Origin of the sequence: Brevibacterium sanguinis (assembly GCF_003315415.1) — a bacterium.
GTDB classification, from domain to species: Bacteria; Actinomycetota; Actinomycetes; order Actinomycetales; family Brevibacteriaceae; genus Brevibacterium; species Brevibacterium celere_A.
Genome location: NZ_QNSB01000002.1, coordinates 215,631 through 228,392, shown reverse-complemented (window position 1 = coordinate 228,392; position 12,762 = coordinate 215,631). Strand labels below are relative to the sequence as shown.

Here is a 12,762-nt window from a genome sequence, read left to right as displayed (position 1 = left end):
GAGAACAGATGCAGGTTTGGCCGGGCACCGCCTATCCGCTGGGCGCCACGTACGACGGTTCGGGAACGAACTTCGCGCTCTTCAGCGAGGCGGCCGAAGCCGTGGAGCTGTGCCTGTTCGATGACGACGGCACCGAGACCCGCATCCCGGTCACCGAGTCCGATGCCTTCGTCTGGCACTGCTACCTTCCCCAGGTGGAACCCGGCCAGCGTTACGGCTACCGCGTCCACGGACCCTACGACCCCCAGCAGGGCCTGCGCTGCAATCCGAGCAAGCTGCTGCTCGACCCCTATGCGAAGGCGATCGCCGGGGACATCGACTGGGACCAGGCGATGTACTCGTACGAATTCGGCTCCCCGGAGACCCGCAACGACGCCGACTCCGCCTCGCACATGATGCACGGCGTCGTCATCAACCCGTACTTCGACTGGCAGGGCGATCGCGCCCCGAAGACCCCCTACTACCAGAGCGTCATCTACGAAGCCCACGTCAAGGGCCTGACTGCCCGGCACCCCGAGGTGCCCGAGGAGCAGCGCGGAACGTACGCGGGCGTCGCCCACCCGGCGATCATCGGCCATCTGCAGCGCCTCGGCGTCACTGCGATCGAGCTGATGCCGGTGCACCAGTTCGTCCACGACGACACCCTGCTGCAGAAGTGCCTGCGGAACTACTGGGGCTACAACACGATCGGCTTCTTCGCGCCGCACAACGACTACTCCGCCACGGGGGACGTCGGCCAGCAGGTCCAGGAATTCAAGTCGATGGTCCGAGCCCTGCACAATGCCGGCATCGAGGTCATCCTCGACGTCGTCTACAACCACACCGCCGAGGGCAACCATCTGGGCCCGACGATCTCGTTCCGCGGCATCGACAACGCGCACTACTACCGGCTCGTCGAGGACGACCCCGAGTACTACATGGACTACACCGGCACCGGGAACACGTTCAACGTCCGGCAGCCGCACTCGCTCCAGCTCCTCATGGACTCACTGCGGTACTGGGTGCAGGAGATGCACGTCGACGGCTTCCGCTTCGACCTCGCCTCGGCGCTCGCCCGCGAGTTCTACGACGTCGACCGGCTGTCGACGTTCTTCGAGCTCGTCCAGCAGGATCCGGTGGTCTCGCAGGTCAAACTCATCGCCGAGCCGTGGGACGTCGGGCCCGGTGGCTATCAGGTGGGGAACTTCCCCCCGCAGTGGACCGAGTGGAACGGCAAGTACCGCGACGTCGTCCGCGACTTCTGGCGCGGCGAGCCCTCGACGATCGGCGAATTCGCCTCCCGGATCGCCGGCTCCTCCGACCTCTACGAGCGGTCCGGACGGCGGCCCTTCGCCTCGATCAACTTCGTCACCGCGCACGACGGCTTCACGATGCACGACCTCGTGTCGTACAACGACAAGCACAACGAGGCCAACGGCGAGGACAACAACGACGGCGAATCCCACAACCGGTCGTTCAACTGCGGGGTCGAGGGCCCGACCGACGACCCCGAGGTGCTCGGACTGCGCGCCCGTCAGCAGCGCAACCTCATCGCCACCCTCCTGCTCTCCCAGGGCGTGCCCATGCTGCTCCATGGTGACGAGCTCGGCCGCACCCAGCAGGGCAACAACAACGCCTACTGCCAGGACTCGGAACTGACCTGGATCGACTGGGAGAACGCCGACGAGCCGCTCATCGAGTTCACCGCCGCGATCGTGCGACTGCGCAGCGAGCATCCGACCTTCCGGCGCAGCCGCTTCTTCGACGGGAACCCGGTGCGCACCGGGATCGAGGATCCGCTGCCCGACCTGGTCTGGCTCAACGCGGACGGCGACGAGATGATCACCGACGACTGGAACTCCGGATTCGGCCGCTCGATCGGCGTCTGGCTCAACGGCGACGGCATCCGCGGCGTCGACGACCGCGGCGAGGCGATCACGGACGTCCACTTCCTGCTGTTCTTTAACGCCGACGACGACGAGGTCGAGTTCACCCTGCCCAACGAGGAGTACGGTCCGGCCTGGACCGTCGTCATCGACACCGGCGGCCGGAACACCGACGAGGACCGCTGCCCGGCCGGCACCGGGCTCACGGTGGACGCCAAGTCCCTCGTCGTCCTGCGGGCGCACGCCGAGGAGACCGCCGAGGCCGACCATTCGGTCGAGGCCTCGCTGGCCGGCCGAACCGTCAACCTCGCCGAGATCGACTCCGAGACCTAGAGCACCGAGGCCTGGAGCACCGGCAGGACCGAGAGCACGACGAGCAGCGAGGACATTCGCATGAGAACTCCCCAGTCCACGTATCGCATCCAGGTGCGCCCGTCGTTCGACCTGCACGAGGTGAGCCGGCAGGTCGACTACCTCAGAGCCCTCGGCGCGGACTGGGTCTATCTCTCCCCGCTGCTGGCGGCCGAGCCCGGATCCGACCACGGCTACGACGTCATCGACCACTCCCGGATCGACCCCGGGCGGGGAGGAGCGGACGGGCTGGCCGCGGCAGCCGGTGCCGCCCACGACGCGGGCCTCGGCGTGCTCATCGACATCGTCCCCAATCATGTGGGCACGGCGACCCCGGCGGTGAGCCTCTGGTGGTGGGACCTGCTGCTCCACGGCACGGACTCCCGGTACGCGCAGGCCTTCGACGTCGACTGGGAGTTCGGCGGCGGCAGGGTCCGGATTCCCGTGCTCGGCGACGACGCGGGCCCGCGGGCGGGCAGCGAGCTGGAGAAGCTCACCGTCGAGCCCCTCGATGACGGCACCCCGGTTCTCCGCTACGTCGACCATCGCTTCCCCATCGCCGCCGGAACCCTGCCCGACGACGGGACCGAGATCGATCCGCTCGCCGTGCACGCGAGGCAGAACTACGAGCTGATCAACTGGCGGCGCGCCGACGACGAGCTCAACTACCGGCGCTTCTTCGGCGTCAGCACCCTGGCCGGCATCCGGGTCGAGGTCCCCTGGGTCTTCGACGAGTCCCACGAGGAGATCGTCCGCTGGTTCGCCGCGGGACTCGCCGACGGGCTGCGCGTCGACCATCCGGACGGCCTCCGGGATCCCCGGGGCTACCTCGATCGTCTGGGCGAGGTCACCGGCGGGGCCTACGTCCTCGTGGAGAAGATCCTCGAACCCGGCGAGACCCTGCCGGCGGGCTGGGCGACGGCGGGGACCACCGGCTACGATGCGCTGGCCGACATCGACCGGGTGCTCGTCGACGACGCCGGCAGGCAGGGGCTCGACGAACTCGACGCCGCCCTCTGCGGCGGGACCCGCGACCCCTGGACGGAGCTCATCCACGGCACGAAGCGGACGATCGCCGACGGCCTGCTGCGGTCCGAGGTGCTGCGCCTCGCCCGGCTCGCCCCGGACGTCGAGGACGCGGCCGACGCCCTCGCCGAGGTGATCGCGAACTTCCCGGTCTACCGCAGCTACCTTCCCGACGGGGCCCACCACCTCGCCGAGGCTGTGGAGGAATCGCTGCGCCGCCGGCCCGACCTCGGCGACCCCCTCCGGGCCCTGGTCCCCCGGCTCTCCGACCCGGACGACCCGCTTGCCCTGCGCTTCCAGCAGACCTCGGGCATGGTCATGGCCAAGGGCGTCGAGGACACCGCGTTCTACCGGTACACGAGGCTGACCTCGCTGACGGAGGTGGGCGGCGACCCGAGCGAATTCTCGATCACCCCCGCCGAGTTCCACCGTCGGCAGCTCGACCGCGAGCAGCGGACTCCGGCGGCGATGACGACGCTGTCGACCCACGACACCAAACGCGGCGAGGACGTGCGGGCCCGGATCGACGTCCTCTCCGAGCTGCCCGGGGACTGGGCCGACCTCCTCGGCGAGCTCTCCCGGCGCGCCCCGCTGCCGGACGGACCGCTCGCGAACCTCCTCTGGCAGGCCGTCGTCGGGGCCTGGCCGATCAGCCGCGACCGCCTGCACGCCTACGCCGAGAAGGCCGCCCGGGAGGCCGGGAACTCCACCACCTGGACGGCACCGGACGGCGAGTTCGAGGACGCACTCCACGCCCTCGTCGACTCCTGCTTCGACGATCGGGAGGTGGCCGGGCTCCTCACCGGGTTCGTGGGCCGCATCGCGCAATTCGGCTGGTCGAACTCGCTGAGCGCGAAGCTCATCCAGCTCACCGCCCCCGGCGTGCCCGACGTGTACCAGGGGAGCGAGCTGTGGGAGACCTCCCTCGTCGACCCGGACAACCGCCGGGCCGTGGACTTCGCTGCGCGGCGGGCCCTGCTCGCCGAGATCGACTCAGGCAGGCGCCCGCCCGTCGACGAGACCGGGGCGGCGAAGCTCCTCGTCGTCTCGCGGGCGCTGCAGCTGAGACGAGACCGCCCGGAGCTGTTCTCCGGCTACCGCGCCCTGTCCGCCGAGGGCCCGGCCCGCGCGCACTTCCTCGGTTTCGACCGCGGCGGAGCGCTCACCCTGACGACCCGGCTGCCCGCCCGGCTCGCGGGGCGAGCGACGGGGACGGGCACCGCGGGCGGCGACGCCGGGACGGGCACCGCGGGCGGCGACGCCGGGACGGGCACCGCGGGTGCGTGGAGCACCACCGAGGTCGCCCTGCCCTCAGGATCCTTCGTCGACGTGCTGACCGGGCGCACGCACTCCGGCCGGGCCCGCCTCGCCGAGGTGTTCGCGCAGTACCCCGTCGCCCTCCTGGCACCGGCCGGCCCCTGACCGACCAGGACCATCCGGCCCCCGGGGCGCACCCCCAGGGCAACCGGACCCCCGACCGCAGAGAAGGTGGCACCATGACCTCAGACACAGAGCAGTCGCCGTTCGCCGTCTGGGCACCGAGACCCGAGACGGTCTCCCTGCTCGCCGACGGCGTCGAGCATCCGATGCGGCGCGACGAGAACGGCTGGTGGACGCTGAGCGACCCGGAGGTCGCCGCCGGACTCCGCGCGCTGCCCGCAGTCGACTACGGCTACCTCCTCGACGGCGCTTCCGATCCCCTCCCCGACCCGCGCTCACGACGGCAGCCGGCAGGGGTGCACTCCCTCTCCCGGACCTACGACGCCGCTGCCTTCGCCTGGACAGACGCGGACTGGGCGGGCCGCGAGCTCGCCGGCGGCCTCATCTACGAACTGCACATCGGCACCTTCACCCCGGAGGGCACCTTCGACGCCGCGATCGGCAGGCTCGAGCACCTGAGGTCCCTCGGCGTCGACTTCGTCGAACTGCTGCCGGTCAACGCCTTCAACGGCACCCACAACTGGGGCTACGACGGGGTGCTGTGGTACGCCGTCCACGAGCAGTACGGCGGCCCGGAGGGACACCAGCGGTTCGTCGACGCCTGCCACCGCCACGGTCTCGGCGTCATCCAGGACGTCGTCTACAACCACCTGGGCCCCAGCGGCAACCACCTCCCGCGCTTCGGCCCCTACCTGCACACCGCCTCGGTGAACACATGGGGCGACTCGGTCAACCTCGACGGCCCCGACTCCGACGAGGTCCGGCGGTACATCGTCGACAACGCGCTGATGTGGCTGCGCGACCACCACGTCGACGGCCTCCGGCTGGACGCCGTGCACGCGCTCGTCGACAGCCGGGCGATCCCCATCCTCGAGGAGCTGGCAGCGGCGGCCGATGAGCTGTCGGACGAGGTCGGCAGGCCGCTGAGCCTCATCGCGGAGTCCGATCTCAACGACCCCCGCCTCATCACCCCGCGCGACTCGGGAGGGTGCGGACTGACCGGGCAGTGGAGCGACGACTTCCACCACGCCGTGCACGTCGCCGTGACCGGGGAGACGACGGGCTACTACGCCGACTTCGACTCGCTCGCCGCCCTCGCGAAGGTGCTCACCCGGGGCTTCTTCCACGACAACACCTACTCGTCGTTCCGGCGACGTCACCACGGCCGGGAGATCGACACGGAGCGCACCCCGGCCTGGCGGCTGGTCGTGTGCACCCAGAACCACGATCAGATCGGCAACCGGGCGGCGGGAGACCGGCTGAGCGCGACCGTCGATGAGGGTGGGCTCGCGATCGCGGCGACGCTCAACCTGCTCGGCCCGTTCACGCCGATGCTGTTCATGGGCGAGGAATGGGCCGCCTCGACGCCCTGGCAGTTCTTCACCTCCCACCCTGAGCCCGACCTCGGCGCGGCGACCGCCGAGGGCCGGCTCCGCGAGTTCGCCGCGATGGGCTGGGACGAATCGGTCGTCCCGAACCCGCAGGACGAGACGACCTTCACCGACTCGACACTCGACTGGGACGAGGCGACCTCGGGCGACCACGCCCGCATGCTCGCCCTCTACCGACGCCTCGGACGGCTGCGCCGGGAGATCCCCGAGCTGCGCGACCAGCGCTTCCAGGCGGTGTCCGTCCGGTTCGACGAGGACGAACGCTGGCTGGTGCTGTGCCGCGGCGGCGTCCAGATCGCCGTGAACTTCGGCGTCGGACCGGTCGAGGTGCCCCTGCCGCTCGCCTCCGGCGGTGTCCTCCTGTCCACCGCGGGTGCCGGGGCCGAGGCGCCGGCGGACGACGCGCGAGAGTCCGAGCAGCCGGTGATCCTCCCGGGACGGACCGCCACGGTCTTCCGCCCGTCCCCGGTGGATGATTAGATCGAGTGACAGCGTGCGAACCGGCCTGACGACACCGACGAAGGATTCCACCCATGTCTGACTCACTCCCCCGACAGAGCGACGGCCCTTCCGCGTCCGACACGGCCGGGGATCCCGCAGGGGAACCGGCCGACCAGTCCGCGACCGCCGACATCACCTTCGACGAGGCCTTCTACCCCGCCCGTCCCCGGGCCCTGCGCCCCCGGGCACGGCGCAACCAGCAGTACGGGAACGCCAAGCCGCCGTTCGAACCCGACGGGAGGAACAAGGCGTACGTGGAGTGGCTGCGGAACCAGTCGATGCTCGGCGACGCCAAGACACTCGGCCGGCAGCTCTCCGGCCAGGCGAGCATGTGGCAGAACCCCTACGCCCACCCGAACCCGCGGGCGGCCCTGGAGGCCGCCTCGGTGTGGTTCACCGCCTACCCGCTGTCATTCATCACGCGACCCGGACAGTCATTCCTCGCCGCCCTGGGCGAAGCCGACATGTGGAAGGCGTTCCAGGAGATCGGCATCCACGCGATCCACACCGGACCGGTCAAGCGCGCGGGCGGGCTGACCGGCTGGGACTACACGCCGAGCGTCGACGGTCACTTCGACCGGATCAGCATGGCCATCGACCCGCTGTTCGGCACCGAGGACGAGTTCCGCGCGATGTGCGCCGCGGCCAAGGACCACGACGGCACCATCATCGACGACATCATCCCCGGCCACACCGGCAAGGGCGCCGACTTCCGGCTCGCCGAGATGAACTACCGGGACTACCCGGGCCTCTACCACATGATCGACATCCCCGAATCCGACTGGCACCTGCTGCCCGACGTCCCCGACGGCGCCGACTCGGTGAACATCGACTCCGACACGGAGCGGGCACTGCAGGACGCCGGCTACATCATCGGCCAGCTGCAGCGCGTGATCTTCTACGAGCCCGATGTCAAGGAGACCAACTGGAGCGTCACGCGTGCCGTGATGGACACCACCGGTCGGCTCCGCCGGTGGGTCTACCTGCACTACTTCAAGGCCGGACAGCCCTCGCTCAACTGGCTCGACCCCACCTTCTCCGGCATGCGCCTGGTCATGGGCGACGCTCTTCATTCCCTCGTCGACCTCGGCACCGGCGGACTGCGACTCGACGCCAACGGCTTCCTCGGGGTCGAGAAGGGCGCCGAGGAGATGACCGGCTGGTCGGAGGGCCATCCCCTCTCGGAGGTGGCCAATCAGCTCATCGGCTCGATGGTCCGCAAGGTCGGCGGCTTCACCTTCCAGGAGCTCAACCTCACGATCGACGACATCAAGGACACGTCCGAGGTGGGACCCGACCTCTCCTACGACTTCGTCACCCGACCCGCCTACCACCACGCCCTCGTCACCGGCGACACCGAGTTCCTCCGGCTCACGCTGAACCTCGCCATGGACATCGGCATCGACCAGGCCAGCCTCGTCCACGCACTGCAGAACCACGACGAGCTGACCTATGAGCTCGTGCACTTCGCGACCCGACACAAGGACGACGTCTTCGAGCTCGGCGGCGAGGAGCTCACCGGTGCCGAGGTGGCCGAGACCGTCCAGGAGACGCTGCGCGAGGGAATCACCGGAGAATCCGCGCCGTACAACCTGGTCTTCACGACGAACGGCATCGCCTGCACGAGCGCCAGCGTGATCACCGCGGCTCTGGGCATCACGGATCTCGACGCCATCACCGACGACCAGGTCGAGCAGATCCGCAGCGTGCACCTGCTGCTGGCCATGTACAACGCCCTCCAGCCCGGGGTCTTCGCCCTCTCCGGCTGGGACCTGTGCGGCATCCTCCCCGTGGAGAGGTCGCAGATCGCCACGCTCATCGCCCAGGGGGACACGCGCTGGATCAACCGCGGGGCCCACGACCTGATGGGAGCGAACCCGGGCGCGAAGGCGTCCGCGTCCGGGATGCCCGCGGCCCGCTCGCTCTACGGCAGCCTGCCGGACCAGCTCGCGGACGAGAGCTCGTTCGCCCGTCGGCTGGCCGGGATCCTCGCCGTCCGCGAGGCCCACGGCTTCGCCGCCGGCGTCCTCATCGACGTGCCGGACGTCTCCCACCGGGGCCTGCTCGTCATGGTGCAGCAGCGGGAGACCGGCGCGATCCAGCTCACCGTGCTCAACTTCTCCTCCCAGGACGTCACCGGCAGCGTCAACTCGGCCCACCTGGAATGCGGTGCTCTCGTCACCGACGCCTTCACCGGCGAGGAGATCGGGGCCGTCGACGACCTGCACAGCTTCTTCATCAGCCTGCCGGCCCACCAGGGGACCGCTCTCCTCGTCACTGCGCCCGACGACACCGCCGAGCAGTCGGCCCGAACCTGAGGGATGACCGGCGGACAGGGCCGCCGAGATCGTCAGCGGGCGCCCGCTCCTCCGGACCCGGGCTCACTCCTCCGGGGTCAGGTAGAGCACGCTCAGCGGCGGCAGGCGCAGATCGGCATGAGCCGGCTGACCCAGGTGGTGACCGTCCACCGCGGCGACTTTCCCCAGGTTGCCGACCCCGGACCCGCCGTAAGCCTCGGCGTCGGTGTTGACCCGCTCGAGCCACGTGCCCGCGGACGGCAGGGCCAGCCGGTAGCCCTCGTGCGTCGTCCCGGCGAAGTTCGCCACGCACACCAGCGGCCGGCCGCCGCGGTCCCAGCGCACGAAGGACACGACGTTGCGTGAGGCGTCCGCGCCGTCGAGCCAGTGGAACCCGCCCGGCTCGTTGTCCCGCGAATGCAGCGCCGGCGTGTCCCGGTAGACATCGTTGAGGGTCCTGACCAGGCGCTGCACCCCGGAATGCCGCGGGTCGTCGGTCAGCCACCAGTCGAGGCCGTGATCGTGGGACCATTCGGCCTCCTGCCCGAACTCGGTGCCCATGAAGATCAGCTGCTTGCCGGGATGCGCCCACTGGTAGGCGAGGAACGCGCGGACGTTCGCCAGCTGCTGCCAGCGGTCCCCGGGCATCTTGCGCAGCAGGGAGCCCTTGCCATGGACGACTTCGTCATGGCTGATCGGCAGCAGGTAGTTCTCGCTGAACGCGTAGACGATGGAGAAGGTCAGCTGACTGTGCTGGTACTGACGGAACAGGGGATCCGTGGAGATGTACCCGAGGGAGTCGTGCATCCAGCCCATGTTCCATTTGAGGCCGAACCCCAGGCCGCCGCCGCTGGTCGGGGCGGTGACCCCGGGGAACGCGGTCGACTCCTCGGCGATCATGAGGATGCCCGGGAAGCGCCGATACGCGGTGGCGTTGACCTCCTGGAGGAAGTCGATGGCCTCGAGGTTCTCACGGCCGCCCTCCCTGTTCGGGCTCCATTGGCCGTCGTCGCGCGAATAGTCGAGGTAGAGCATGGAGGCGACGGCGTCGACGCGGAGGCCGTCGATGTGGAACTGGTCGAACCAGTACAGGGCATTGGCGACGAGGAAGTTGCGCACCTCCCGTCTGCCGTAGTCGAAGATCAGCGTGCCCCAGTCCGGATGCTCGCCGCGCTGCGGGTCGGGGTGCTCGTACAGGGCCTCGCCGTCGAACCTCGCGAGCGCGAACTCGTCCTTCGGGAAGTGCGCGGGCACCCAGTCGAGGATGACTCCGATCCCCGCCTGGTGGAGGGAGTCGACGAGGAAGCGGAACTCGTCCGGATGCCCGAAGCGCGAGGTCGGTGCGTAGTAGGACGTGACCTGGTAGCCCCAGGAGCCGCCGAAGGGGTGTTCGGCGACCGGCATGAACTCGACGTGGGTGAATCCGAGGTCGACCACGTAGTCGACGAGTTCGGCGGCGAGCTCACGGTAGCCGAGGCCGAGGCGCCAGGACCCGAGGTGCACCTCGTAGACGCTGACGGGAGCGTCATGCGGGTCGGTCTCCGAGCGGCGGGCGATCCACTCGTCGTCGTGGAACGTGTACCGCGATTCGGTGACCACCGAGCCGGTCGCCGGCGGGACCTCGGTGCCGAACGCCATCGGGTCGGCCTTCTGCAGCCACTGGCCGTGGCGGCCGAGGATCTCGAACTTGTAGACGCTGCCCGCCCCGACCCCGGGGATGAACAGCTCCCAGACTCCCGTCGACCCGAGGGAGCGCATGGCGTGGCCGGCTCCGTTCCAGCCGTTGAAGTCGCCGATCACCCGCACCGCCTGGGCGTTCGGCGCCCAGACCGCGAAGCTCGTCCCGGTGATGTCGCCGTCGGCGCCGGAATGGCTGCGGGGGTGGGCCCCGAGCACGGTCCAGAGCTCCTCATGGCGTCCCTCGCCGATGAGGTGCAGGTCCATGTCGCCCAGCGTCGGCAGGAACCGGTAGGGATCGTCCCTGAGGTGCAGGTCGTCGCCGGTGTAGCTGGTGGCGAGCCGGTACTCGGGAATCCGGCCGTCGGCGGGCCGGAATGCGGCGGTGAAGATTCCGCCGTACTCGTGGGTGAGGGGGATCTCCTCGGTGGGGGTCCGGGCGGCGACGGTCTTCGCCAGGTGCTGGCAGGCGCGGATCGTCACGGTGCCGTCGGCGTCCTGGTGGGCGCCGAGAACCGAGTGGGGGTCGTGGTACGTGCCGTCGGACACCTGGCGCAGGATGTCGTCGGCGACCGGGCGCGGGGCGGGTGGGGCTGCCGTGCCGTCCGCCGGTCCGGACTCCGAGGCAGTCGGTGCGGTGGCATCCGCAGGCTCGGCGGCAGGGCCGGTCGGCTCGGCAGGACCGACCGTCGCGGTCGGCTGATCGGCAGCGTCGGCGGGGCGGCCTGCCGGATTCGACTCGGCGGCAGGACTGCCCGTCGCGGTCGGTTCGGCGGCGGGGCTGCCGGTGACGTCGGATTCGTTGCTCAATATCGCTCCTAGCGGACGTAGCGGAACCTGGAGCCAGCTCGGCCGGTTGCGCAGCTCGTAGACGACTTCGTACAGTGCTTTGTCCAGCCAGTAGACCCGCAGCAGGGGATCGGTGCCGATCGTCGGTCGCCGGGTTTCCCGAGCATATCCGGCGAGGAAGGCCTCCGCTGCTCGCTGCGCCCATGCCGATGTCCGGGCCGACAGCGCCTCGTGGGTCGGGTCCTCGAGTGCGACGACGTTCGCCGCGTAGTCGAACGACCTGAGCACGCCGACGACATCGCGCAGCGGCGAGTCCGGCTCCGAACGCTCCGACAGCGGCCGCAGGGGCTCGCCTTCGAAGTCGAGCACCACCCAGCCGCGCTCCGCGGAGTGGAGCACCTGGCCCAGGTGCAGGTCGCCGTGGATCCGCTGCACCGGACCGATGTCGCCGATCCTCCTCAGCCGGTCGATGTGGTCGGCCAGCTGCTCCCGGTACGGGGACAGCACGTCGCGGGCCTCCGACATGGCCCAGCGCACGCGCTCGGCGAGCCCCTCGACGATGCCGACGGACTGTGCCGGCGTGGGACGGTGGGCGCCGAAGACGTCGGAGAGCGACCGGTGGATGCGGGCCACCGCGAGCCCGAGCTGGTCCGCGGAGTCGCTGAAGTCGACATCGTCCCGCGCCGCATCGACCGCTGCCGTCCAGGCGTCGGTGGAGTCGGCGACGTATTCGGAGAGCACTGCGAGGTGCCCGGACACCTCCTCGTGCGACACCGGGTCGAACCATCTGCCCTCGAGCCACCCCATCGTCCGGGGCACGGCGGTGCAGCCGGCGGCGCTGAGGGCCGCGGTCACCTCGACGTCGGGATTCGCGCCGGCCGACAGCACCCGGAACAGCTTGAGGATGGCCGGCGCCGAGCGGTCGGCGATGACGATGGAGCTGTTCGACTGCTCGCCGGAGAACGCGGCGGTCGGCGCATCGGTGATGGTCGGCTGCGGGACCCCGGCCACGGTGCGGCCGGTGAGTCCCCGGCCGATGTGCGGGGCTCGGCCGGTGATGAGCGTGGCGAGGGATCGGACGAACTGCGGATCGTGGACGCCGTCGTAGACGTGGCACCGTCCCAGCGTCAGATCGTCGACCTCGCCGAGGTGCGCGGAGTCCGGGGCGTCGAGCGGCGAGGTGCGGAACGTCAGCGGAACCTGGATGACGTCCATCCGGTCACCCGAATCGAGCAGGAGGATATGGTTCCTGCCGGTCGCGGTGCCGCCCCGTCCGCGCTCATCGAAGACCTGCACCGTCGACAGCTCGGAGATTGAGACTCCGCGTCCCTTCGCCGGGAACCAGCGCTGCCCCGGCAGCCAGGAGTGCAGGAGCTGGAGCAGTTCGCCGCTGACCGACATGTCCACTCCTCCTCAGTCCGCCCG

General features: G+C 70.1%; 5 protein-coding genes. 4 read left to right on the top strand and 1 reads right to left on the bottom strand.

The window, feature by feature from the left end:
- Positions 1-8: 8 nt before the first annotated feature.
- The 4 genes from glgX (at position 9) to treS (ending at position 8,892) form a co-directional block, all read left to right on the top strand.
- The gene (glgX, locus tag DFO65_RS03505; protein ID WP_113903045.1) at positions 9-2,198 is read left to right on the top strand and encodes a glycogen debranching protein GlgX; all 2,190 of its coding nucleotides are present in this window, start codon (positions 9-11) and stop codon (positions 2,196-2,198) included.
- Between the two features lie 60 nt (positions 2,199-2,258).
- Positions 2,259-4,664, top strand: coding sequence for a malto-oligosyltrehalose synthase (treY, locus tag DFO65_RS03500; protein ID WP_113903044.1), 2,406 nt, complete (start codon positions 2,259-2,261; stop codon positions 4,662-4,664).
- Between the two features lie 74 nt (positions 4,665-4,738).
- Positions 4,739-6,553, top strand: a complete 1,815-nt coding sequence (gene treZ, locus DFO65_RS03495) for a malto-oligosyltrehalose trehalohydrolase (RefSeq protein WP_113903043.1) — start codon at positions 4,739-4,741, stop codon at positions 6,551-6,553.
- 53 nt (positions 6,554-6,606) lie between these two features.
- On the top strand, positions 6,607-8,892 hold the full coding sequence (gene treS / locus DFO65_RS03490) for a maltose alpha-D-glucosyltransferase (protein WP_113903042.1): 2,286 nt from the start codon (positions 6,607-6,609) through the stop codon (positions 8,890-8,892).
- 63 nt (positions 8,893-8,955) lie between these two features.
- Here the strand turns inward: treS and glgB are convergent, their stop codons facing one another.
- Complete coding sequence (gene glgB, locus DFO65_RS03485) at positions 8,956-12,738, bottom strand: 1,4-alpha-glucan branching protein GlgB (protein ID WP_113903041.1); 3,783 nt, start codon at positions 12,736-12,738, stop codon at positions 8,956-8,958.
- Positions 12,739-12,762: the final 24 nt, after the last annotated feature.

Coding starts and splice junctions, on each gene's coding strand:
- glgX (WP_113903045.1), top strand. CDS start 9: ATGCAGGTTTGGCCGGGCACCGCCTATCCGCTGGGCGCCACGTACGAC.
- treY (WP_113903044.1), top strand. CDS start 2,259: ATGAGAACTCCCCAGTCCACGTATCGCATCCAGGTGCGCCCGTCGTTC.
- treZ (WP_113903043.1), top strand. CDS start 4,739: ATGACCTCAGACACAGAGCAGTCGCCGTTCGCCGTCTGGGCACCGAGA.
- treS (WP_113903042.1), top strand. CDS start 6,607: ATGTCTGACTCACTCCCCCGACAGAGCGACGGCCCTTCCGCGTCCGAC.
- glgB (WP_113903041.1), bottom strand. CDS start 12,738: ATGTCGGTCAGCGGCGAACTGCTCCAGCTCCTGCACTCCTGGCTGCCG.